Origin of the sequence: Shewanella frigidimarina, from assembly GCF_003797125.1 — a bacterium.
GTDB lineage: Bacteria > Pseudomonadota > Gammaproteobacteria > Enterobacterales > Shewanellaceae > Shewanella > Shewanella frigidimarina.
This window is the reverse complement of the sequence record NZ_RKKE01000001.1, coordinates 749,085-772,575: the sequence shown is the minus strand read 5'-3', so window position 1 is coordinate 772,575 and position 23,491 is coordinate 749,085. Positions and strand designations below refer to the sequence as shown.

General features: G+C 40.7%; 20 protein-coding genes. 10 read left to right on the top strand and 10 right to left on the bottom strand.

What is annotated here, in order from left to right; all coding sequences use genetic code 11:
* Positions 1–31: 31 nt before the first annotated feature.
* Positions 32–1,249, bottom strand: coding sequence for a ribokinase (gene rbsK / locus EGC86_RS03450; RefSeq protein ID WP_165872327.1), 1,218 nt, complete (start codon positions 1,247–1,249; stop codon positions 32–34).
* Positions 1,250–1,840: 591 nt separating this feature from the next.
* Positions 1,841–2,674 carry a mechanosensitive ion channel family protein gene (locus EGC86_RS03445; RefSeq protein WP_123776613.1) on the bottom strand — a complete coding sequence of 278 codons (834 nt, stop codon included), beginning with the start codon at positions 2,672–2,674 and terminating at the stop codon, positions 1,841–1,843.
* 358 nt (positions 2,675–3,032) lie between these two features.
* Here EGC86_RS03445 and EGC86_RS03440 point away from each other — a divergent pair, with 358 nt between their 5' ends.
* On the top strand, positions 3,033–4,208 hold the full coding sequence (locus EGC86_RS03440; protein ID WP_011638842.1) for a type III PLP-dependent enzyme: 1,176 nt from the start codon (positions 3,033–3,035) through the stop codon (positions 4,206–4,208).
* A gap of 62 nt (positions 4,209–4,270) precedes the next feature.
* Here the strand turns inward: EGC86_RS03440 and EGC86_RS03435 are convergent, their stop codons facing one another.
* A complete protein-coding gene (locus EGC86_RS03435; protein ID WP_011638841.1) occupies positions 4,271–4,492 on the bottom strand; it encodes an HP1242/YdcH family protein in 222 nt (73 codons plus the stop codon).
* A 441-nt stretch (positions 4,493–4,933) separates the two neighbouring features.
* Between EGC86_RS03435 and udp the strand changes: the two genes are divergently transcribed.
* Positions 4,934–5,692 carry a uridine phosphorylase gene (gene udp, locus EGC86_RS03430; protein ID WP_011638840.1) on the top strand — a complete coding sequence of 253 codons (759 nt, stop codon included), beginning with the start codon at positions 4,934–4,936 and terminating at the stop codon, positions 5,690–5,692.
* A gap of 186 nt (positions 5,693–5,878) precedes the next feature.
* Here the strand turns inward: udp and EGC86_RS03425 are convergent, their stop codons facing one another.
* Positions 5,879–6,631: an outer membrane protein OmpK gene (locus EGC86_RS03425; RefSeq protein ID WP_011638839.1), complete on the bottom strand. Its 753-nt coding sequence runs from the start codon at positions 6,629–6,631 to the stop codon at positions 5,879–5,881.
* 491 nt (positions 6,632–7,122) lie between these two features.
* Here EGC86_RS03425 and EGC86_RS03420 point away from each other — a divergent pair, with 491 nt between their 5' ends.
* The 3 genes from EGC86_RS03420 (at position 7,123) to EGC86_RS03410 (ending at position 9,665) form a co-directional block, all read left to right on the top strand.
* A complete protein-coding gene (locus EGC86_RS03420) occupies positions 7,123–7,584 on the top strand; it encodes an NfeD family protein (protein ID WP_011638838.1) in 462 nt (153 codons plus the stop codon).
* 213 nt (positions 7,585–7,797) lie between these two features.
* Positions 7,798–8,727, top strand: a complete 930-nt coding sequence (locus EGC86_RS03415) for an SPFH domain-containing protein (protein ID WP_102036612.1) — start codon at positions 7,798–7,800, stop codon at positions 8,725–8,727.
* Positions 8,727–9,665 carry an SPFH domain-containing protein gene (locus EGC86_RS03410; protein WP_011638836.1) on the top strand — a complete coding sequence of 313 codons (939 nt, stop codon included), beginning with the start codon at positions 8,727–8,729 and terminating at the stop codon, positions 9,663–9,665. The genes EGC86_RS03415 and EGC86_RS03410 overlap by 1 nt, the downstream gene beginning before the upstream one ends.
* A 161-nt stretch (positions 9,666–9,826) precedes the next feature.
* Here the strand turns inward: EGC86_RS03410 and EGC86_RS03405 are convergent, their stop codons facing one another.
* Positions 9,827–10,705, bottom strand: coding sequence for a LysR family transcriptional regulator (locus EGC86_RS03405; protein ID WP_123776612.1), 879 nt, complete (start codon positions 10,703–10,705; stop codon positions 9,827–9,829).
* Between the two features lie 433 nt (positions 10,706–11,138).
* Between EGC86_RS03405 and uvrD the strand changes: the two genes are divergently transcribed.
* From uvrD to EGC86_RS03385, 4 genes are all read left to right on the top strand, one after another.
* The gene (gene uvrD / locus EGC86_RS03400; RefSeq protein ID WP_011638834.1) at positions 11,139–13,322 is read left to right on the top strand and encodes a DNA helicase II; all 2,184 of its coding nucleotides are present in this window, start codon (positions 11,139–11,141) and stop codon (positions 13,320–13,322) included.
* Between the two features lie 37 nt (positions 13,323–13,359).
* A complete protein-coding gene (gene ubiA / locus EGC86_RS03395; protein WP_102036633.1) occupies positions 13,360–14,220 on the top strand; it encodes a 4-hydroxybenzoate octaprenyltransferase in 861 nt (286 codons plus the stop codon).
* Between the two features lie 33 nt (positions 14,221–14,253).
* Positions 14,254–15,171 carry an alpha/beta hydrolase gene (locus tag EGC86_RS03390; protein ID WP_123776611.1) on the top strand — a complete coding sequence of 306 codons (918 nt, stop codon included), beginning with the start codon at positions 14,254–14,256 and terminating at the stop codon, positions 15,169–15,171.
* A 150-nt stretch (positions 15,172–15,321) separates the two neighbouring features.
* Positions 15,322–16,341 (top strand): hypothetical protein, encoded by a 1,020-nt coding sequence (locus tag EGC86_RS03385; protein ID WP_123776610.1) that lies wholly within the window; start codon positions 15,322–15,324, stop codon positions 16,339–16,341.
* Positions 16,342–16,451: 110 nt separating this feature from the next.
* Here EGC86_RS03385 and EGC86_RS03380 read toward each other — a convergent pair whose 3' ends face one another.
* The 4 genes from EGC86_RS03380 to ubiD form a co-directional block, all read right to left on the bottom strand.
* Positions 16,452–17,030: a nucleoside triphosphate pyrophosphohydrolase family protein gene (locus EGC86_RS03380; RefSeq protein ID WP_123776609.1), complete on the bottom strand. Its 579-nt coding sequence runs from the start codon at positions 17,028–17,030 to the stop codon at positions 16,452–16,454.
* Positions 17,031–17,130: 100 nt separating this feature from the next.
* Positions 17,131–18,672 (bottom strand): methyl-accepting chemotaxis protein, encoded by a 1,542-nt coding sequence (locus EGC86_RS03375; RefSeq protein WP_123776608.1) that lies wholly within the window; start codon positions 18,670–18,672, stop codon positions 17,131–17,133.
* Between the two features lie 222 nt (positions 18,673–18,894).
* Positions 18,895–19,593, bottom strand: a complete 699-nt coding sequence (fre, locus tag EGC86_RS03370; protein WP_102037240.1) for an NAD(P)H-flavin reductase — start codon at positions 19,591–19,593, stop codon at positions 18,895–18,897.
* An 80-nt stretch (positions 19,594–19,673) separates the two neighbouring features.
* Positions 19,674–21,155, bottom strand: a complete 1,482-nt coding sequence (gene ubiD / locus EGC86_RS03365; protein WP_123776607.1) for a 4-hydroxy-3-polyprenylbenzoate decarboxylase — start codon at positions 21,153–21,155, stop codon at positions 19,674–19,676.
* A 481-nt stretch (positions 21,156–21,636) separates the two neighbouring features.
* Between ubiD and EGC86_RS20970 the strand changes: the two genes are divergently transcribed.
* Positions 21,637–22,191 (top strand): hypothetical protein, encoded by a 555-nt coding sequence (locus EGC86_RS20970; protein ID WP_207893028.1) that lies wholly within the window; start codon positions 21,637–21,639, stop codon positions 22,189–22,191.
* Here EGC86_RS20970 and EGC86_RS03355 read toward each other — a convergent pair.
* Positions 22,161–23,489 carry a diguanylate cyclase domain-containing protein gene (locus EGC86_RS03355; protein ID WP_123776606.1) on the bottom strand — a complete coding sequence of 443 codons (1,329 nt, stop codon included), beginning with the start codon at positions 23,487–23,489 and terminating at the stop codon, positions 22,161–22,163. The two genes, EGC86_RS20970 and EGC86_RS03355, sit on opposite strands and share 31 nt — an antisense overlap.
* Positions 23,490–23,491: the final 2 nt, after the last annotated feature.

Sequence of the window (23,491 nt, the reverse complement as noted above, 5' to 3'; positions counted from 1 at the left end):
AGCGCTTTACATTAGAAATCAGCACTCGCTATTAAGCATTAAGTCTAGCTGCCACAAGTGAGCCATCTGGCATGTTTGCTGCGCCTAGGCGCTCAACAGCGAGTGACGCATAAGCGTTGGCATATTTAGCGGCCTGATGCAGTGTACTGCCTCTAGCAAGCTCGGCGACCAAAGCGCCATTAAAAGCATCGCCTGCACCAGTGGTATCAACAACCGCGCTTTTTAACACCTCGATTAGGGTAAATTGATCGTTTTCATAAAATAATACCCCATCAGATCCGCGAGTAATCACCACCGACGTTACGCCTAAGGCATGTATTGCAATAGCGGCCTGCTTAGCACTGTCTAGATCGGTTACTGAGATCCCAGTCATTAACGAAGCTTCTGTTTCATTAGGAGTGATCATATCAACTAAAGGTAATAACTCGAGAGTTCTTTGATGATATGGCGCCGGATTGAGGATCACTTTAGCACCGTTGTCTTTGGCAATGCTCATCGCGAGCTTGATAGCATCAAAGTTGGTTTCAAGTTGGGTTAAAAACAGTTGTGCATTAATAATATGCTGTTTGGCTGAGTGTATTTCATCATCGGTCAGCGTCATGTTTGCGCCTTCGTTGACCGCAATCATATTCTCGCCAGCTTGTTCACTAACATAAATCAGCGCGGTACCAGTCGGGCTAGTTGAGGACTCGAGGATAATCGTATTGTCTATGCCGGTACTGCTGAGATGTTGGCGCGCAAATTGGCTAAATTGATCAGTACCAATTTTAGTCATGAAGCTAACATTGGCACCATTTTTAGCCGCAGCATAAGCTTGGTTTGCCCCTTTTCCGCCAGCGCCAATACTGCTGCTACTTGAATGCAAGGTCTCACCTGGTTGGGGGAAACGTGCTAGATTCGCAACAATATCGACATTGAATGAGCCAAGTACAAATATATTATGTTTCATTTTGATTAATCTACCTTGGTTTGAGTCGAGTGCCATGCTGTCGTTCAGTATGCTGCGGTCGAGTAATTCTGCCAACATGGCATCCAAGCTATACTTTTTGATATCCACCCCTTCAGACTGACAGACTCCGCCATGAACTCGTTTTACCAGGCCGTCTTTTTCCAGTTGAACGAGATCACAACGAACCGTTTTAGCTGTTACCGCCAGTAATGTGGATATTTTTTGGTTAGACAGTTCTTTATGCATGTTAAGCAACTTGAGAATAACAGCCAGTCTTTCATTTCGACTTAGTTTTTTCATAATGAAATATAGTGCTTTTGCAGAAAATAAGTTGTGATAAAGACAAGAGCTTAACATGCAAAGTGAACGAGTTGGTTCGTTTACTATCCATTATTGCCAATTTGGGTTCGTGAATGATTCGACAGCATTAATTTCAATGAACTTAGCTGCATAGCTTCATTTAATGTACATAATAAAGAAGAGGTTGGGTTACTTCACACACTATAATATTCATACTGTTCGCAGTAGCTTTGGATAATAAATGTATGGAAAGTAAGCGTATGGTGAGTAAGTGTTCTTACAGAGGTACTTGTTGATTATTCTGGCTTATTGCATCGGCATTATCATTCTCAATACATTCTTTTGCTGAGCTTCCCACTACAGCGCGATGAATAGCTTAATTCAATAGAGCCTCGGGTGAATATCCATTGGCGGCAATAGTTTGTTGGCCCAGTTCAGATTGTTAGGGCCAGTGAGATTGAATGGATTAAAAACTGCAACGGCTGCTTTATTGGCGTTTTATTTGCTGCACTTACAATCGTAATGCTTTACACGATGAAGAGTACCGGCAGCAGAGTGAATACTCTAGTTATTAAACTAGTGCTACTAAAACTAGTGCTGTAAATGTATTTCCTTTACCGGGCAAGGTATCTTAATTTTGGCTTGATTGAGTGCTTTGATTATGGCGAGGTTAGTGTGGTACTTCTCTTCGAAATAGCGTGTTGTCGGAACCCAGTAACGTACGCCAATCTCTATACCCACAGTATTAAATCCATTGATGCCGACTAATGGTTTTTTGTCTTGATAAATTGCCGGAGCAGCGGCAAGTACGTCATTAATTAATTGGATAACATGATCGGCATCAGCGTGGTAATCAATATTTATTTTGTTTTCAACCAATTTATAAGCGAATGAGTTATGTAAAATTTCGCCGACAATGTGCTTATTGGGAATACTAATTTGTTCGCCTTCTTCATTAGTTAATATGGTTTGGCCCAGTTTAATTATTTCAACCACACCGTTGACACCTTTAATTTCAATGGTATTTCCAACCACAAAAGGGCGGGTGACAATAATGGTAATGCCGGCTGCGTAATTAGATAACATTCCTTGTAATGCCAAGCCAGCTCCAAGTGAAGCGGCACCAATAGCAGCCACCATTGGTGTTACGCTAATGCCTAATTTTCCTAAACAGATAACGGCAACCATCACAATAATGATGATTTTAACTAAGTTGGAAGCAAAGTTACTGAGGGTGATATCAATGTTATGTTTTTTCAGTTGAGCAGCGACAACATTGGCCGCTTTGTTTGCCACCCAAAGCCCCAATAAGAAAATAATAATCGCACCAGCAATTTGAAAGCTGTACTCAACAACAAACTCAGTGATGACGCTATAGACATTTTGCAGTTGTTGGAGCTCTTGATCTAAACTGGGTTCGTTCATTCTATGTTCCTTATTGAAGCACGTTAAGATGTTATCAAATTGGATGATAACAACTTTTTACTCTAAGGTGTAAATCTGTGATGGGTGTTAAGTGCCATCACGGTGAAAATATTTTTAACGACTTAATGGGCATTTTTCTCGCAAATGTCTATACTTTCTAGGCGCAGAAACCAATCAATAACGCAGTGAATTTTGCGAGTAATACGTTGCGTGTTATTGATATTTCTCGAAGAATAAAAAATTATACTTTTTGCATAAAAATTCGTTGCGTATTGATTGAAAATATCGTTTACTGCGCATGTTTTTACAGATTCGTAATGACACTTTTATCGCCCTACTTACAGGAGGCACTGGCCTAATGAGCCAATTTCAATCGATTGATGTTGCAGATTATTATGACAAGGACACGTTTGACCGCATTGAGGCATTTGCTAAAGATAAGCCAACGCCATTTGTAGTTATTGACACCCAAATCGTTGCGAAACAATACGATGATATGGTTAACAATTTTCCTTTCGCAAATATTTATTATGCGGTTAAGGCAAATCCGGCCAAAGAAATTTTAACCTTGTTGCGAGATAAAGGTTCAAACTTTGACATCGCATCCATTTACGAACTTGAAATGGTAACGTCGATAGGTGTTTCTGCAGACCGTATTAGCTACGGTAACACCATTAAGAAGCGTGTCGATGTACGATCATTCTTTGAACAAGGCGTACGTATGTTTGCTTCAGACTCTGAAGCCGATTTACGCATGATTGCTGAAGAAGCTCCTGGTTCAAAAGTGTACTTGCGTATTTTAACTGAAGGTACACACACAGCTGACTGGCCTTTATCACGTAAGTTTGGTTGCCAAAATGAAATGGCGTACGACTTATTAGTATTGGCAAAAGAGTTAGGCTTGCAACCGCATGGCATTTCTTTCCACGTGGGTTCGCAACAACGTGATATCGGTGCGTGGGATTCTGCTATCGGTAAAGTGAAAAGTATTTACGACCGTTTAAAAGAAGAACACGGCATCGTACTAAAGATGATCAATTTAGGGGGTGGTTTTCCTGCCAACTATATGGACAAAACGAACGAGCTAGGTGTTTATGCTCAGCAGATTAAGCATTTCCTAGAAGAAGACTTTGGTGATGAATTACCAGAGATTATTCTAGAGCCTGGTCGTTCTTTGCTTTCAAATGCTGGTGTATTAGTATCTGAAGTGGTATTGATTTCTCGTAAGTCGAACACTGCATTAGAGCGCTGGGTATTTACAGATGTGGGTAAGTTCTCTGGTTTAATTGAAACCATGGACGAAGCGATTAAATTCCCAATCTATACTGAGCGTAAAGGCGAGTTAGACAAGTGTGTCATTGCCGGTCCAACCTGTGACAGTGCAGATATTATGTATGAGCACTATAGCTATGGTTTACCGGTTGATTTAGCCATTGGTGACCGCATGTACTGGTTAACCGCTGGTGCTTACACCACGACCTATTCAGCAGTATGTTTTAACGGCTTCCCACCACTTAAAGATTATTACCTTTAATTGATGGTGTAGTTTGACAACATCATAAAGGACGCACTAGCGTCCTTTATTTTTATGCGCGTCTAAACCTCTTGCTGATGGCTTTTTAAAATATCCAATATTTGTTCTTTAAGATGTAATCTCGTGCTTTTCATTAGTTTTAATTCAGTTGTCGCATCACTGCTACTGGTCTTTTCTAGTGCGGTAATTTGCTCATCGAGTTGATTGTGGTCGTTAAATTTTTTGATAAAGTGCTTATCGGTTACTTTAAGTTTAGTTATCAAATCTCGGTACTCTGGAAACATAAGTTACTCCTTGTAAGTTGTGTCAGTAGATTTAGGGCTCATTTCACTTTGCATTAACAAGATGTTATTCCAATAACAATGATGCTTACTTCAGCACCAAATACAGCTTGAAAAATGAGATGTGTTGAATCTAATACTGATTAACTTTATGCTCATTGGTTACGCTTACCTTCAGCCTAAAACCATTTTTGCGAGGTTAACTTGATGTAAATCACGTTAATGATTGTTAGGCGAGATAAGATATTTGTTGTTTTATCGACCTTTAACTATGCTGAAATCAGTGTATTTGGTGGGTTTTGGACATATGTTAGTAATAATTTAACGAAAGAATATTAACTATTATGAATTTATATGTGATCAAGTTAACCTTATCCGCCTAAAGACTAGGTTAAAGTCTGGGTTATAAGAATTTAATATTCAAAACTGAAAGGGGTTTTCACAATGTCCGATGTATTTCACTTAGGATTAACTAAAAAAATGTTAGATGGCGCTACCTTAGCAATCGTTCCTGGTGATCCAGAGCGTGTTAAGCGTATTGCTGAGCTAATGGACAACGCAACGTTCTTAGCGAGCCATCGTGAATACACAAGCTACTTAGCTTATATCGATGGCAAAGCCGTGGTTGTTTGTTCAACCGGTATCGGTGGACCATCAACTTCTATTGCGGTTGAAGAATTAGCACAATTAGGTGTGAGAACTTTCTTACGCGTAGGTACAACTGGCGCAATCCAACCGCACGTAAACGTGGGTGATGTGATTGTGACTCAAGCTTCTGTGCGTTTAGATGGCGCAAGCTTACACTTTGCACCGCTTGAGTTCCCAGCAGCAGCAGACTTTGAATGTACCACTGCTATGGTTGCAGCATGTCGTGACGCTGGTTTAGAGCCGCACATTGGTATTACTGCTTCTTCTGACACTTTCTATCCAGGTCAAGAGCGTTACGATACTGTTTCTGGTCGCATTACTCAGCGTTATGTTGGCTCTATGAAAGAGTGGCAGTCAATGGGTGTGCTGAACTATGAAATGGAATCAGCTACGCTATTTACAATGTGTGCAACTCAAGGTTGGCGTGCAGCATGTGTTGCCGGTGTTATTGTAAACCGCACACAGCAAGAGATCCCTGATGAAGCGACAATGAAGAAGACTGAAGTAAGTGCAGTGTCTATTGTTGTAGCAGCAGCGAAAAAATTGTTAGCTTAAGCTAACGTTTTAACCATCACGTCAAAACAATATATTGTGTAAAAACAGATTGTGTTAAGGCTGATGGTGTTAAAACTGATTGCGCAAAACAAATTGTCTCAAAACAATTAGTGTTGAAATGTAATCATTAAAAAAGGTGCCTAGGCACCTTTTTTGTTATCTAACTTATATCAATAGCGGCATAAATTAGAAATGATACTGCGCAATAATTGAATAGGTATTTTGGTCGATACCCGCAACACCGTATTTACTTTGCCAGTAATCATATTCAAAACCCACTAACAGTTTGTTTTGTTTGTGATCACCAAACAATGTTTTACCTAAGTCATACTTTATTTGTGGATTGATGTGCAGGTTTTCGTCGTAGCCGTTGTTGTCGGCAGAGAATACCCAATCAATAAAACCATCAAAAATAATATTGGCATTGCCCACTGGCATGTCGATTCTAAATACTGGCGTAAACTGCCAACCATCACTGATATTACCACTGCTTATTGCATCACGACGGTAAGTGTTCAGTTGTAAGTAGCTAAAAAATGGCACGTCAAGGTCCACACCAATACCATAAAGCATGCTGTTAACTGGGCCTTCGCCTTCTTCGTAAGTTAACGCTAAAGAGACATCTTTTATCGCACCAAAGCTCACTTGTTGGCCCAATATTTTGCTAGCACTAAAGCGGGGAGATATTTCGCCATAAGTCGTGCTATCAACACCGTTATTATTACCATTGAAATTAATAAAATCCTGGAATGCAAACCAATCACCATACTTCCAACCACCGGCTGTTTCTAAGGTGATGGTAGTTTGTCTTTCTGATGGTGCTAAGTCATAGTTTTCGCCATGCAAGACAGTTGCGCTAACATCCCACCATTGGACTATATCGTCAGCAAAAACATTTTGTGAGAGTACAAGTGTGGCTAAAAGGCAGATTTTTTTCATTTTTCTTCCGGTTAGTAAAATGATCAGATACGTCAATTTTGACAGTTTAAAGGTAAGTTTTATAGCGATCGAGGCTAAATCTGTGACCTATTATTCCCAATCGTGCACAATGGGGCGCAATATATTCAATATTTTGAAAGAGCACAATTAAAACCGACTAGAATGTACAGATTTCATTGTTTTCATCATCAATATAATCTTATGGCAGGTATTAACACTGCTAGTGTGATGCAACGCATAAAGTGTTTGATTGGCGCTGTTATCTCATTTTAACGAATATCACTATGGTGATAAATAAGACGTCACTTTGCAGCAATATAGGTTTTGATAGGAATACTCATTATTAGCGATACACATTCTTGCGGTAATGGTAAGTTGATGAATTGTTTGTCCCGTTTACTGTTCGTAACAACGCTTTGACATAATATGTCGCAATAATAAATAAAGCTGTTATAGTGAATTTACGGACATTCTCATTTATGGGGGAGAATATGGAGCTTTCAAATCCGATTGCAGTCTGGCTAGTGCTTGGGCTGTTATTGATGATCTCGGAGATTATCATTCCGGGTGGTATCGTTATTTTATTAGGTGCGGCTTGCGTTATTGTCGCATCAGCACAAGCTGTTGGCATTATTGATGGCTTGGTACAAAGTCTGACATTATGGTTTATGGCTTCAATGGTGTTATTACTGAGTTTTCGTCATGTGACCCAGCGTTTAGTGGGCGGCGATTCTCATGTCGATAATACTGATGAAGAGGCGGATCTCTATAATCAAGTCGCTATCGTTAAACAAGCCATTGGCCCTGGTCAAAAAACCGGTCGAATTAGCTGTTTGGGTACTGATTGGACTGCTTTAGGTGATGGTACTGTGATAAAAAAAGGCACCAAAGTCAGGATCATTTGTCGGGATAATATAGCTTTTGTTGTTGAACCGATTATTGATTCTGTATAGCGATTTAGTTGATAAGCTTTTGTGGCCGTGAGTTGTTACTGCGAGTTGAGGTTATCGAGTACTTAAATGTAATAAATTCAGATTATTATGATATGAATATTGTGTCGTAATTGTAGTTTCGCAATTATTGTTTTGTAAATATTGTGTCGAAGTCGTCGTGTTGCGATTGTCGTTAAGTGTTATCTAGGAAAGTCAGATTAAAAGGGAGTAGATATGTTTGTGTTAACAATCGTTTTTTTATTTGTAATGTTTATTTTGTTCAAACTCATGTTAATTGTGCCAATGCGTGAAGTGCATGTTATTGAGCGTTTGGGTAAGTTTCGTACCGTGCTCCAGCCTGGGTTTCATTTTCTTGTCCCTTTTGTCGATCGGGTTGCTTATCGCCACGACACTCGTGAAGAAGTATTAGATGTGCCACCGCAAAGCTGTATTTCAAAAGATAACACCCAATTGGAAGTTGACGGTTTAGTTTACCTTAAGGTGATGGACGGCAAGCTTGCCAGCTATGGTATTGAAAATTATCGCCGTGCAGCGGTTAACTTAGCGCAAACAACCATGCGTTCTGAAATTGGTAAGCTAACTTTGTCGCAAACGTTTTCTGAGCGTGACAGTTTGAATGAATCCATTGTGCGTGAAATTGATAAAGCCTCAGATCCTTGGGGGATCAAAGTATTACGTTATGAGATTAAAAATATCTCGCCTTCAATGAAGGTTATTCACACCCTTGAAAAACAAATGGAAGCAGAACGCCGTAAGCGTGCTGAAATCACGTTAGCTAATGCTGAAAAAGCTGCAATGATCAATATGTCGCAAGGTGAACGTCAAGAAGCGATTAATTTATCTGAAGGTCAAAAACAAAAGCGTATTAACGAGGCTTTAGGTACAGGGCAAGAAATTTCCATTATTGCTAACGCGAAAGCTGAAGGCATGGAAATGATCTGCAAAGCATTAACAGTGAATGGCGGCAATGACGCTATGAACATGTTACTTAAAGAACAATTTATTGGCCAAGTGGGCAAAATTTTATCTGAAGCTCAAGTTTCTGTTGTGCCAGCGGAAATGGCCAAGCTAGAAGGCTTTTTTGAAGGTATGGAGCAAGTGACTCATGCCGTATCAAACTCATCAGCAAAAGGAGCACGCTAATGTTGATTAACGGAATTGATACTGATTTGATTGTGATGGCTATCTGGGGCGTTATTTTTGCCATTTTTGTACTGAAATTATTCCAGTCTATTTGTCTTGTACCGACCAAGTCGGCTTACATTGTTGAGCGTTTAGGTAAGTATCACAGCACCTTAGATGCAGGCTTCCATGCACTGATCCCCTTCCTTGATAAAGTGGCTTATATCCACGACTTAAAAGAAGAAACTATTGATGTACCGCCACAAGAATGTTTCTCCAGTGATGAAGTTAATGTTGAAGTGGATGGGGTTATTTATATTTCGGTTACCGATCCCGTTAAAGCCAGTTATGGTATTACTGACTATCGTTATGCCGCTATTCAACTTGCTCAAACTACTACACGTTCTGTGATTGGTACCTTAGATTTAGATCGTACTTTTGAAGAACGTGATGTGATATCAGCCAAAGTGGTTGAAGTTCTCGACGAAGCTGGCTCTATGTGGGGCATTCGAGTGCATCGTTACGAGATTAAAAATATTACCCCACCAGAAACAGTTAAAAATGCCATGGAAATGCAGGTGAACGCTGAGCGCGAACGTCGGGCATTATTAGCCAAAAGTGAAGGTGATAAGCAGAGTAAAATTAATCGTTCAGAAGGTGTGATGGCAGAAACCATTAACCGCTCTGAAGGTGAAATGCAGCGCCGCATTAATGAGGCCGAAGGTAAAGCGCAAGAAATTCTCACTTTAGCGAAAGCAACTGCAGAGTCGATAGAACGATTAGCGGTGGTTATTTCATCTGAAGGCGGACAAAGTGCATTACGTATGCAACTTGGTGAACAATATATGAAGCAGTTAGATGGTTTAAGCAAACCTGATAGCCGTATTGTGTTACCGGGTAATCTAGTTAATTTTGAATACTGGATGCAAAGTATTGGCTTAAAAGACGATAAGAAATAATCGTTAACACTGCTATGTTCGCCACCACGTGACGAACATTACAATAAAAAAGGTTAGCGATTTCGCTAACCTTTTTTATTGTTTTTAACGCCACCGTCTATTTAAATTATACCTTTACTGCGGCAGTCTGTTTTAACTATGCTTTTACCGCTTTTATCGTTTTAACAGGGAACCATCTCCCGAAGTAAGTGTTCGCAAAAGGCCTTTGCTACAGGCGATTGAGGACTTTTGGTAGAATAGGCCAAGCTGATGTCGGCAAAGCCAATGCTGTGTTGCGGCAGAACATTGATTAATCGTCCCTGATTTACCGCCTCGTGAGCAATAACATGAGGTAATAAAGCGATACCCGCCCCAGCTAAACATAAGTGATATAACGAGTTAAAGTCGCTGCAGATAACTTTATAATGTGTTGGTACGTTTGCGTGCTGAAAATGCCAGGTCTGCTCTAGTTGCCCATGTGCATCTCTAAAACCTAGTAATGAATGATATTGTAAGTCATCGGTATTTTCGATCAGTGATGACTTTTCTAGGTAACTGGGGCTAGCATAAATTTTACGCTCAAAAGTCGTCAGCTTGTGTACTACAATGTTGGCACCGTTAACTTCACCTACATCAATAATCAAGTCGAGCCCTAAACGATTGAGCTCTTTACTGCCACCAGACACAATTAACACCTCTAATTGGACTTGCGGATACGCATGAATGAAGTGAGCGATATATTCATCCATCAACTTGTCGACGAAAGGCAATAAACCAATGCGTAAATTACCTTGTACTTCATCATGGCGATGTTTAAACACATATCCGGCATGATTTAATTGATTCACCAGTGGTTCGATTTGAGCAAGATATTGTCGACCGGCAGAGGTTAAGGCCATGACTCTAGTTGTGCGAGTAAATAATGGTGCCCCGAGCTGTTTTTCTATTTCTCCAATACGGCGACTGACTAATGCTCTGCGAGTATCAAAAGATTTTGCAGCTTTCGAAAAACTGCCTAACTTTGCTACAGCAATGAATAGCTCTAAATCTTTGATATTCAATATGGCAACCTATACAGCAAAAACTGTGGGTAATAAATCCATTTTAATGGGCTTTTTAGTATTAATGGCATTGAACATATCGACCATAAACCGACATATTAACCTAACAGACTCACCACAAAAATAACAAACGTAAACTTGTTTCTTTAGTCATGAATTTGAGTGTTTAATTGACTATTAGGCCAATTACTTAACGCTAACATTAATTAATTGTTTATTTTATATAGTAATTTTCGCTTACAGCTCTGTCAATTTAGGTGTGTTTTCGCGGTTAGAGCATCACAAGTAAGTGATTTTAGTGACTTTGATATTAATGTCGTCAATGGACTCACTCTGTTACCTAAGGTGATAGCTGGCATAAAATAGCTGAAGTATTGCACGCCATTATCTCGCTATTTAAGATATAATGCCTCGCAGATTTCTGGGAGGAAAAATGGACGTATCATCATTATTAGACGGCCTAAACGATAAACAGCGTGAGGCAGTCGGCGCGCCACTTTCAAATATGTTGGTGTTAGCGGGTGCCGGCAGTGGTAAAACCCGTGTATTAACCCATCGTATTGCGTGGTTAATGCAAGTTGAACAACAAAGTCCATATTCTATTTTGGCAGTCACCTTTACCAACAAAGCCGCGGCAGAAATGCGTGAACGGGTGGAAAAGGTTGTGGGCACTAACATGGGTAGGATGTGGATCGGTACCTTCCATGGTTTAGCGCATCGGTTATTGCGAACCCATTATCAAGACGCCAATTTACCGCAAAGTTTCCAGATTATCGATTCTGACGATCAGTTACGCTTACTTAAACGTATTCTAAAAAGCCTTAATTTAGACGAGAAGCAATATCCTCCTCGTCAGGCCCAAGGTTATATTAATGGCAAAAAAGACCAAGGATTACGTCCAAAGCATATCGATGCGGGCGGCTTTCCGATTGAACAGAATTTACTGAATATTTATAAGGTTTACCAAGAGTCTTGCGATCGTGCAGGTTTGGTCGACTTTGCCGAAATCTTATTACGAGCTCATGAATTATGGCTCAATAAGCCGCATTTACTGGCACATTATCAAGAACGCTTCCGTCATATTTTAGTCGATGAGTTTCAAGATACTAACGCGATTCAATATGCATGGATCCGTGTGTTAGCCGGTAATACCGCCAATGTGATGATTGTCGGTGATGACGATCAATCTATTTACGGTTGGCGTGGCGCACAAATTGAAAACTTACATCGTTTCTTAAAAGATTTTTCAGGCGCAACCACCATTCGTTTAGAACAAAATTATCGTTCAACAGCGAATATTTTGAATGCGTCTAACGCTGTGATTGCCAATAACCCAGATCGTTTGGGCAAAGAGTTATGGACCGAAGATAAAGATGGTGAACCCATTTCGGTTTATTGCGCCTTTAATGAAATGGATGAAGCCAAATTCATTGTTGGACGCATTAGCGACTGGCATGAAAAGGGCGGTAGTTTGAGCGAATGTGCCATTTTATATCGTTCAAATGCGCAATCGCGAGTATTAGAAGAAGCCTTTTTACACAAAGGGTTAGCGTATCGTATTTACGGTGGTCTGCGCTTCTTCGAACGACAAGAAATTAAAGATGCTATGGGCTATATGCGTCTGATTAATAACCAAAATGATGATGCAGCATTCGAGCGTGTGGTGAATACACCAGCTCGTGGTATCGGCGATCGTACTTTGGATATTATACGCTCAACCGCCAGACAGCATGAACTGACTCTGTGGCAAGCTTGCGTGAGTTTAATCGAAGAAAAAGTCCTTGCTGGTCGTGCCGCTAATGCCATCAATGGCTTTATGGAACTGATTATTGCGATGCGAACTGATACGGCAGATATGTTGCTGTACCGGATGGCTGATGATGTGATTGATCGTTCAGGCTTGCGTACCATGTACGAGGCCGAAAAAGGCGAGAAAGCCCAAGCGCGAATTGAAAACTTAAACGAGTTGGTTACAGCTGCACGCAGTTTTGAAATGCCTGAAGAGCTTGAAGACATGGGCGAACTTAATGCCTTTTTGTCTCATGCAGCATTAGAAGCTGGCGAAGGTCAGGCTGATGCCTTTACCGATGCCGTGCAGTTAATGACATTGCATTCAGCCAAAGGGCTTGAGTTCCCAATGGTGTTTATGGCTGGCGTTGAAGAAGGATTATTCCCGAGTAAAATGGCTCTGGATGAAGGCGATCGTTTAGATGAAGAGCGCCGTTTGTGTTATGTCGGTATGACCCGTGCTATGCAAAAACTGTACATCAGTTATGCTGAGTCTCGTCGTATTTATGGCCGTGAAGATTATGCTAGCCCATCACGGTTTATTAACGAAATTCCCGAAAAGTTTGTTGAACAAATTCGTATACGTGCTCAGGTTAAGCCGTCAGTTAGTCAGCGTTTTCCTGCGAAGGCTACGGTTGCCACTAAAAAACCTCATGGTTTTAACGACACCGGCCATAAAGTGGGCTCTAAAGTGAAGCACTTTAAGTTTGGTGAAGGTGTTGTCACTAGCTTTGAAGGTTCTGGTGAAAAAGGACGTGTGCAGGTCGAGTTTGTTGATTTCGGCAGTAAATGGCTTTTGGTGTCGTTAGCCAAATTAGAGCGTTGTTAATGTGTTTCGCTTGCTAAATCATGGAGAGATGACACCAATGTCATTGCAAGATAAGCTTCGTGCTTATGCACGATTAATGCGGATTGATAGGCCTATTGGCACCTTGCTTCTGCTATGGCCGTGTTTAATGGCACTGGTGTTAGCGGCTCAAGGGCTGCCAGATATTAAGGTGCTGTTAATCTTTATTGTTGGCGTGGTGATTATGCGCGCCAATGGCTGCATTATTAATGACTTTGCCGATCGTAAACTAGATGCTCATGTAGAGCGTACGAGTATGCGACCGTTGGTGTCGGGTGAGGTGTCTGTTAAAGAGGCGCTGACTCTATTTACTCTCTTAGGTTTGGCTGCGTTTTGCTTAGTATTATGGCTTAATCCACTGGTAGTGCAGTTATCTGTGGTGGGGATTATTTTAACGGTGATGTACCCGTTTATGAAACGGGTGACCAACATGCCACAAATGTTTTTGGGCATTGTGTGGAGTTGGTCAATTCCAATGGCTTATGCCGCTCAACTTGGTGAAGTGCCCGTTGAAGCGTGGTGGTTATTTATGGCTAATTGGTGTTGGACGGTTGCGTACGACACCATGTATGCCATCGTCGACCGTGACGATGACTTAAAAGTCGGCATTAAATCAACGGCTATTTTATTCGGTCGTTTTGATCGACAAATTATCGGCTTATTTCAACTTGCTGCACTAGGGTGTTTTGTAATGGCTGGGCTGGTGGCCGATCGTGGGGTTATTTATGGCTTGGGCATTATCAGCTTTATTGGTTTTGCCGTGTATCAGCAACGATTAATTTTTGGTCGTGAACGTGCACCATGTTTTAAAGCCTTTTTAAATAATAACTGGGCCGGAATGGTATTGTTTATCGCACTTGCGTTGGATTATATGATTTAACGTTTGTGGTTTATTACCATAGGGCAGGGATGCATGAAAACAATTTATAGGTTAATCGGCACGATAATGTGTTGTGGGCTATCTCTAGCCAGTGCGTCAGCTAACAATGATGCTGTACTGGCTGACTTAACAAGCAACGCTGTCGATGAGCATTCCACCGCTGCAGTAGTCAATATTCCTCGTACCCGCCAATTTGTGCTTAAAGATGGCGATCGCCACTATCAAGTGATGATCAAACTGCCTAAAGATTACCGCCACAATAGTAACCATCATTACCCTGTAATCTATATGACTGACTCCATGTATAGCTTGCAAGTGGTGTCTGGTGCGACGCGATTCCCAATGAACAGTAACATGATGCAGCAAGCTATTTTAGTCGCCATAGGCTATCAGAGGCCTAGCAAAGGTTCGGCGAGTCGGATCCGCGACTATACCCCAAGTCACGATGCGAGTTGGAAACTACCCACTGGCGAGGCCAAGCGACACGTTGCTTATATCAGTCAGGTTGTTATGCCCTTCGTTGAAAAAAACTATCGGGTCGATAGCCAACAAAACACCTTTGTGGGCAATTCGCTAGGCGGGTTATTGGGTGCTTATATTTTATTAGAACAGCCAAGGCTATTTGCGTATTACGTATTAGGCAGTCCATCTCTGTGGTTTGACAATAAACAATTGTTGCAGCAGTTTGTGCAGCGTTTTAGTCAAACACCAGCCATATCTGCCAAGGTGTTTATTGGCATTGGCGAATTAGAAAAACCACCCTATACCGATAATCATCATATGGTGGCTGATGCGCAGGCTTTTTTTAAACTGCTCCAATCCCATCCATCGGCGCAATCTGGTGACTTAGCACTCAAGCTGCTGCTCATTCCTGAGGCCGATCATTCTATGGCTTTTCCTACCACCGCTATTCATGGTTTAACTTGGCTGTTTAAGCGCAACTTATCTTGATACCCATTTACGGCAATTTTTAGTAACAATTTTTGCGTCAATCAATAGCAATGAAACTAATGTTTGCTGATATGTTAACAACTTGTATCTTCACGTTTATATTCACAATAATATGCGTGGGTTAATAACATATACAGGGATAAGTATTCAATGAGAGCCACGGTAAAGTATCGGTTAGTCTTTTTAGCCTTAATGGTGTTGAGCTTTGTGATAGGCGTTCAGTGGACACCAGAGTCGTTAACAAGCGACGCTGACAAGTGGTCGTTATACCTTATTTGTGGATTGTATTTTGTGTTACTGCCACTGAGCTACTGGTATTGCATTATTAAAATGGGTGGTCAGAAACTGTGGAAATTGATAGTTATTTTCAGTTTAAGCAGCTTAGTTGCTCGGTTAAGTTTTCCTGCCGAAGTCGCGCACTATTTTGAGTTTATTGCTTGGTTACGCTATCCGATTATTGCGGTGTTGCTGGTCATTGAATTGTATTTGGTAGTGAGTGTTGTTCGTGGCTTGATTAAGGTGCGAAAGCTTAAGGGCGATCCTAGAGTCGGGGCGGTAGAAACGTATCGAGATGGCGATGAAAAAAGCTTAACTATCGCACTTATCATGGCCAGTGAGGCGACTAACTGGTTTTATTCAATCCCTTGGTTTTCACGTCATCATCCGGCGGCCATCGCCAATATTAACCTCATTAGTGCAACGCGCTGGCATGTGTGGCTTATGCTAATGGGTTGCATTGCTGCATCTTGTGGCAGTTATTTATTACTGGTTTCATGGAGCGAGTGGGTGGCGATTATTGTCTCGAGCATTATTGCCTATACCTTAATGTCTATCGTGGCTAACCATCGGCTATCACGTTATTACTCTTTGTATTTAATCAGAGATAACTTAGTGATCAATAATTCATTATGGGGATTTATGGTAGTGAACATTGCCGATATTGCCAGTGTCGCTGATCAACAATCAACTGAATTAAATAAAGATGAGCCAGAAACCATTATTATTGGCCGTGGGCAGAGTAATGTCACTATTACCTTAAACCGTCCGGTCATTTATCATGGTGGTATGGGTCAATTGCCCGAACCGATGAAAACAGTGCATTTGAGTGTAAATGATCCGCAGCGATTAATTCAGGCGCTGAACAAAAGCAAAGTTTCGGTGGCTGCATAACTGAAAAATCCCATAAAAAAAATGCGCTGATAAAAGCGCATTTTTTATGGGTAAATTAGCACTACCAAGTGCACTTCAGTCGCTAATTTGTCGATTAATCTCGAACTAACTTAATCTCGTACTAACTTAGTTAAGTCTGCAGGGCGATAATAAACTGATTTTAATACTTTGCCTTGGCGAACCACTTTACCCGCCATAGCGACATCTTTAGCGCACTTAGCAATAATAAACTCGCCTTTAGTGCTACCGACAATCTCAACACCTTGTTTGGCGTAAAAGGCGATGGTTTCATCCAATTCTTGCTGGTTACGGCACACTTTGCTCATGTTGCTTGAGTGCACTTCATCCCAGCATTGGATAAAGTCTATTTCGCGGTTTTTAGCCACGTTAAGCAATAAATCGATAATATAGCTGATCTCTAGACGATCGCTTACCTGAGACGCACCTATGTGCACTAAACGGCCCATTAAAACGTAAACTGAGTCAACAATCGCATCAGCTTGTTCCATGCGAGAGTCTGCTTCTGCAAGCTCGGTCATTTCTTCAATAATTAATGAGGTGTGTAAGGTATCAGCTTTGTCGTCTAGGCTAGCACTGTCGTTAACCGGTAAATCAAAAGTACTGCGAAACTCAAAAATATCGCGATATAAATGGTCATAGATAGGCTGGGTGAGTTGACTGAGTTTCATTGGAGTACCTTACGTAATAAATGTGTGCTAATTTTAAAGAAATGATCAACATAATACAAAAAATTGCCTACTGTTTCTGGGCAGTAGGCAACGATTTTTTCTAAACACCAAAGGTATGACGTAATTCTTTAGCTTTGTCTGCGTGAGTTTTGATATTTAATGCCGCTATTTCAATAATATTTAAGCTAGCAAGGTTACTACGGCTTAATTCTGTGATGGTATGGATACTATGAGTCATTTCTGCTGTGACCAATTTTTGTTGTTCTGCCGCAACAGTATTTTGTTGGGTAAATTGGTTTATTTCATTAATACTTTGGTAGATATCTTCGAATTTTGTCGAGGAAAATCCTATATCTTTGGCGCATGCTTCAGCCTGAAGCTTACTGGCTTGCATTTGTTCGGTCCACTTACTGAGCATTGTATGCATGGATTGAACGCTTGTAGATATTAATTCTGTTGAGAGTTGTGTTCTACTTGATAGGTTTCTCACTTCATCCGCTACTACGGCAAATCCACGACCTTGTTCACCAGCCCGAGCCGCCTCAATGGCTGCATTTAATGCGAGTAAATTTGTTTGCTCTGCAATGCTTTGAATTTCTTGCATAGCATTAGACACATTTTCTGCTTCTTTATTTAACAAGTGTACATTGGCTGCTGCAGCTGAAACTGATGTGGCTAAATGCTCAATGCTATGGCGATTAGCTTGCATTTCAGTTCTGCTTTCAAGACATACATGTTGTGCTTGGTTAACATGATTTGATGTAGATGTAGCATGTTGGGCTATCTCTGCAACCGTGGTATTCATCGCTTCAATTGCTGTAGCGATTTCATCTATTTGATTTTTTTGTTGTTCAATGCTGTGATTAGCTTCTTGCGCAGAGTAAACGAGTTCATTTGCGATATGGTGTAAGTTGTTACCTTGATCTTGTGATCGACCCAGAACGCCTTGCATCTTTGCTTGATTTAGAATTTGTTGAAACTCGAGTACTGAAATATTGTCATTACCACAATAGACCAATCGACTGACTGAATCATACTGCTGTTGGTATTGATTAATTTTATTCGGCAATGAAAAGAGTTCTTTGGTGAATAATATAGTGTTAATTAGCGCTAAAAACACGATAACTGCCGCCATAGTCCAGTTAAAAAACAGACCACACCCAATGCTAGCGACCATCGTTATGATTGTGCCTAACCATCGTTTATGTTGGCTAGTAATTACATATCCAGCTGTTTTTCCTTGCTTTATTTGGCTGTAGAGTTTTTGTGCATTATTAATATATTCTGGTTTTGCCTTAATACGTACCGATTGGTATCCAGTAATTTGGCCTTTTTCATATAATGGAGAAACAAAAGCATCGACCCAATAGTAGCTACCATCTTTACAGCGATTTTTGACAATCCCACGCCATGATTCACCAGCTTTGAGCTTATCCCATAATTCTTTAAAGGCCTCTGAAGGCATGTCGGGATGTCGAACAATATTGTGATTATGAGTGATGAGTTCTTGTTCACTGAAGCCTGATATTTTAATGAATGACTCATTGGCATAAGTAATAATGCCACGTTTATCTGTAATCGATACTAGCTCGTCATTGATATTAAGACTGACTTCCCTATCTATTACATCCTTGTGTCTCATATTTATCTTCCATTAATGTTAATTTTTAAAGAGGACGTTATTTTGTTAGTTTCCTCACAATTATAAAGGTTATTAAGGTGTAGGTCATACTAATAAATAGGTATTGTCATATCTCGATACAAATTAACTGTTTAATATAATAATAAAAAACCGACAATCATGTCGGTTTTTTTATGTAGCGATTAATTCAAGTTTGCATAAATACTCACATTGAAATGTATGCTATTTGATAAATGCGAAGGCATCACCATATAAATGGGCTTCTTCAATTCCAAGCTCACGGAACAATTCTCGTGCAGTGCCAACCATATCAAAGCGGCCAGCAATGTAGATATCGTAGCCATTCAAACTGACAAAATCCTGCTTAATCTGCTCGAGTAGATTAGCTTTTTTACCTTCCCAATTACCGTCAGCAAGTTCTACTACTGGAATAAACTCTAACCAAGAATGATCGGCATGCCATTGACGAGCGATGTCTTGATAGTACATGGCTTCTTCGTTACGGCAACCCCAATACAATTTAGTATTAATGGTTTCGCCGTTAGCAATCTGTGCTTCAACGATACTTTTTATGTATGAGAAACCCGTGCCGCCCGCAATTAAAATACGTGGTCTGTGGCTATCGCTGCGTAAAAATGCGTCGCCAGCGGGTGCTTCAATATCAATATGGGTCGCTGTTTGTAGGCGTTCAACAACTTGCATTGGATAACTTTCGCTAACCGCGGCACCAATATGCAATTCAATTAACGCTGCATTAGGCGCGGAAGCGATAGAAAAAGGACGTTTGTCTTTTTCACCCATGACCACAGTTAGGTATTGACCAGCCTTAAAATCAAAGGCTGCTTCGGGTTTAAGGAACACTTGGTATACAGCGTCATTAAACGGGGTGACTTTTTCAATCTGACAACGAATGGTTTTCATCTAACGTCCTTTAAACCCTTTTATAATTTTTTATCAACGAGTTAATTATAGCTATTTACGTCCTGTTCGGATCACTGTAGTTACAATGTTGGCATATCCTGTATGCCGAGATCATCCCAAATTTGGTCAATTCTCTGTTTTGTCTTTTCATCCATCACGATAGGGGTTCCCCATTCTCGCGTGGTTTCACCAGGCCATTTGTTAGTGGCATCTAAACCCATCTTAGATCCTAAACCGGCAACGGGTGAGGCAAAATCAAGATAATCAATCGGAGTATTATCTACCATCATGGTATCGCGAATAGGATCCATTCGTGTAGTAATGGCCCAAATAACATCTTGCCAATCACGGCAATTGACATCGTCATCAACGACAACGATAAATTTGGTATACATAAACTGGCGCAAGAACGACCAGGCACCCATCATGACACGCTTAGCATGGCCGGGATATTGCTTACGGATTGAAATCACAGCCATGCGGTATGAACAACCTTCAGGCGGCAGGTAAAAATCAATAATTTCTGGATACTGCTTACGTAAAATAGGTACAAATACTTCGTTCAATGCCACGCCTAACATGGCCGGTTCATCAGGTGGACGACCAGTATAGGTACTATGGTAAATGGCGTCTTTACGATGAGTAATGTGAGTCACGGTAAATACTGGGAATGAGTCGGTTTCGTTATAGTAGCCAGTATGATCGCCGTATGGACCTTCTACTGCTGTCTCATCAGGGTCAATATAACCTTCAAGAATAATCTCGCTGGTGGCTGGCACTTCAAGATCGCAGCTAATGGCTTTACAGACTTCAGTACGTTCGCCGCGCAGTAAACCTGCAAAGGCATATTCACTCATGGAGTCTGGCACGGGAGTGACAGCTCCTAAAATGGTCACTGGATCGCTACCTAATGCCACTACGACAGGATAACGCTCTCCAGGATGGAGCTGTTTAAAGTCTTTAAAATCTAAAGCGCCGCCACGATGATCAAGCCAGCGCATAATCAGCTTGTTTTTACTTAATAACTGTTGACGATAAATACCTAAATTTTGTCTTTTCTGACGCGGGCCTTTGGTGATGGTGAGTCCCCAAGTCACTAATGGGGCGACATCTCCAGGCCAGCAATGTTGGATTGGCAACGAGGTTAAGTCGACTTCATCACCAGTTTTTACCACTTGCTGACAAGGCGGATTACGCACTGTTTTAGGCGGCATATTTAATGCTTGCTTATACATGGGGATTTTGGCGATGGCATCTTTAAAGCCTGTAGGTGGCTCGGGTTCTTTTAAAAATGCTAATAATTCACCGACTTCTCGCAAAGCCAAAGGATCGTCTTTACCCAATGCCATAGCAACACGTTTAGGCGTACCAAATAAGTTAACCAGTACTGGCATTGTATGATTGGTCGGATTTTCAAATAACAGTGCGGGGCCTCCAGATCGTAAAACACGATCGGCGATCTCTGTCATTTCTAAATGAGGGTCAACAGGGTAGCTAATGCGCTTTAACTCGCCATTTTTTTCCAAATGATCGATGAAGCTGCGTAAATCTTTAAAACTCATGTTTACCGCCTGTAAATCAAATCCAAACCAATATGGCGCGCACTATAGCATTTTTCTAATATAGGGTTAATACCAATCCATATAAATTGGTGTTGTCAGCGGCTTTCAATACTGGTTAGGTTGCGTAATAGTTCTTTGCATTTGAGAGTAACTATCTGAATGTCATTTAATAATTTCATCAGGTAGCTACCTACCTAAGGCTATTGTGTCACGCCATTAACTGCCACTGATTATTAACGAATGATTTTGAAAGGCTGTAAGCGTTAATACCAATATAATAATCACATCAATTCAGGAGGCATCAATTGATAATTTATCGAGTGAATGAAATTATTTAAGTTGTTTGATTATTGGAGTGAATGATGGTTCTTGGTGTGAATAATAATTGAGTGGGCCTATCATTTCAGAGTCATAACGGATATCGACTTTAACTAGACTTAGCGTAAACTGATGGATGTCGATAATGTGCTGGAGGTGATGTATGCCGATTAATAGATTCCCTGTGTTGCTATGCTCTTTTGGGAGTGGCGTTTGTTTATTATGCAGCTTGACGGTTTCTGTACAGGCGAAAGTGCCATTGGATATTGCTCTAGGCGATAGAGTGTCGCATTCGGTAGGTTATCAACATGAAGGTCGACGTCATTCTTCGCATTACCGTGACCCATGGCGCTGGGGATTGGGTTGGAATAGCGTATGGGGACCGAATATCGGGCTTAGTCGATATAATGGTTATGGCAGTCGATATGACAATCGCTGGGGTATAGATGAGTATCGTCGCAGTAACGATAATTTTTATCCTTATCGAACAATTAATGTTGCACCAATTCAAAGCTATCAAGTCGTTGAACCTATAGTGATATCTGCGCCGCAGCGAACTACCACCCAAGTTCAATATGCTTCTGGGTTAAGTCGTTTACCTGAAAATGCCAAAGTGATTCAGCGCGCAAACGGTACCGTTTATGAATGGCAAGGAGTTGAATATTATTTTGACTGGAACACTCAAACCTATGAGGTTGCCAAAGTAGAGACTCCATAGCTGCCTGCATAGAAACAATACTCAATGCTATGGTCTGCTTTCGCCTGGTACATAGCTGTATCGGCTGCCGTGATGAGTTCTCGGCTATTTAAACCATGTTCTGGCAGTACACTAATTCCGATACTGGCGCCAACTTCTAAAGTATGCTTCCCAATAATGATCGGTTGCTTAATATTGGTTAATAGCTGGTTTATTTTATGTTCTATATCGATTGGCTCAGGGAGCATATCAAGCCAAACGATAAATTCATCGCCGCCGAGTCTGCCCACTATATCGGTAGCGCGTAGACTGTTAACCAAACGTTTTGCAATGGTCATGATCACTTCATCACCAATGCAATGGCCAAGAGTGTCGTTAATATTTTTAAATTTATTAAGGTCAATAAATAATAGTGCTGCTTGATTCTCTCCACGTAAATCCCTTGCTATAGCAGTATCAATTTGTTTTATAAATGCGCGACGGTTATAAATACCAGTTAATTCATCATGTTCAGCTAAGAAAATGAGTCGGTCTTGTTGTTCAATTAATTTACGGGTTTGGCTGTCTACTTCTTGCTTTAATTCATCCTTTTTAACGGTAATTTGAGCAAGTGATAGTTTCATTCTATTGAAGTTTTGGGCGAGCGCAGATAGCTCATCGGTATCACTGAAATTAATTTGACTCTTTAGGTCTCCAGCAGCAAGCGCTTCCATGCCTTGGTTGAGTGAGGCTAACCCTTTCTTAAAACGAATGAGCGTCATAAAAGACCATGCGGTAACCATAATCGCTAATATTAATAGCACCACTCCCACAAGGAATAATAACGTTTGTTGTTTTTGTTTCGCTTGTTTAATCGATAATTGATGAAGATTAAACATTTCTTCGGTCATTTCTTCAATAACCATGCTGTATTTTGCTTTAAATAATCGTTCTGCTGTGAGGGTTGATGACACATCTACTTGTTTACTGTGGAAGCTATTTTGAGTATTAATAAGTGCTCTAATATTGGTATTCAGTCTATTCAGGTTTCCAATAATGAGTTTTTGTTGTGTACCCCATTGAATGTCTTCTGAAAGGTTTTTAGCCAGCTCAGCTTGGCGTATATTTAACTCAGATAACCCCTGGTCATCTGTATACTCTTGGTAAAGCCACAGTTGACTACGTAAACTATCAATGCTGATTTGTAACTTCATTGAGTAATTGAGTTGGCGGTATATTTGTTGTTGATAATAGTGAACTTGTATCAATGACAAGCCGACAATCAATGTAAGCAGTGAACACAGTATAGCGGTGAGTTTTAGGCGCTTAGATAACATCATAA

Coding starts and splice junctions, on each gene's coding strand:
- rbsK (WP_165872327.1), bottom strand. CDS start 1,249: ATGAAAAAACTAAGTCGAAATGAAAGACTGGCTGTTATTCTCAAGTTG.
- EGC86_RS03445 (WP_123776613.1), bottom strand. CDS start 2,674: ATGAACGAACCCAGTTTAGATCAAGAGCTCCAACAACTGCAAAATGTC.
- EGC86_RS03440 (WP_011638842.1), top strand. CDS start 3,033: ATGAGCCAATTTCAATCGATTGATGTTGCAGATTATTATGACAAGGAC.
- EGC86_RS03435 (WP_011638841.1), bottom strand. CDS start 4,492: ATGTTTCCAGAGTACCGAGATTTGATAACTAAACTTAAAGTAACCGAT.
- udp (WP_011638840.1), top strand. CDS start 4,934: ATGTCCGATGTATTTCACTTAGGATTAACTAAAAAAATGTTAGATGGC.
- EGC86_RS03425 (WP_011638839.1), bottom strand. CDS start 6,631: ATGAAAAAAATCTGCCTTTTAGCCACACTTGTACTCTCACAAAATGTT.
- EGC86_RS03420 (WP_011638838.1), top strand. CDS start 7,123: ATGGAGCTTTCAAATCCGATTGCAGTCTGGCTAGTGCTTGGGCTGTTA.
- EGC86_RS03415 (WP_102036612.1), top strand. CDS start 7,798: ATGTTTGTGTTAACAATCGTTTTTTTATTTGTAATGTTTATTTTGTTC.
- EGC86_RS03410 (WP_011638836.1), top strand. CDS start 8,727: ATGTTGATTAACGGAATTGATACTGATTTGATTGTGATGGCTATCTGG.
- uvrD (WP_011638834.1), top strand. CDS start 11,139: ATGGACGTATCATCATTATTAGACGGCCTAAACGATAAACAGCGTGAG.
- ubiA (WP_102036633.1), top strand. CDS start 13,360: ATGTCATTGCAAGATAAGCTTCGTGCTTATGCACGATTAATGCGGATT.
- EGC86_RS03390 (WP_123776611.1), top strand. CDS start 14,254: ATGAAAACAATTTATAGGTTAATCGGCACGATAATGTGTTGTGGGCTA.
- EGC86_RS03385 (WP_123776610.1), top strand. CDS start 15,322: ATGAGAGCCACGGTAAAGTATCGGTTAGTCTTTTTAGCCTTAATGGTG.
- EGC86_RS03380 (WP_123776609.1), bottom strand. CDS start 17,030: ATGAAACTCAGTCAACTCACCCAGCCTATCTATGACCATTTATATCGC.
- EGC86_RS03375 (WP_123776608.1), bottom strand. CDS start 18,672: ATGAGACACAAGGATGTAATAGATAGGGAAGTCAGTCTTAATATCAAT.
- fre (WP_102037240.1), bottom strand. CDS start 19,593: ATGAAAACCATTCGTTGTCAGATTGAAAAAGTCACCCCGTTTAATGAC.
- ubiD (WP_123776607.1), bottom strand. CDS start 21,155: ATGAGTTTTAAAGATTTACGCAGCTTCATCGATCATTTGGAAAAAAAT.
- EGC86_RS20970 (WP_207893028.1), top strand. CDS start 21,637: ATGCCGATTAATAGATTCCCTGTGTTGCTATGCTCTTTTGGGAGTGGC.
- EGC86_RS03355 (WP_123776606.1), bottom strand. CDS start 23,489: ATGATGTTATCTAAGCGCCTAAAACTCACCGCTATACTGTGTTCACTG.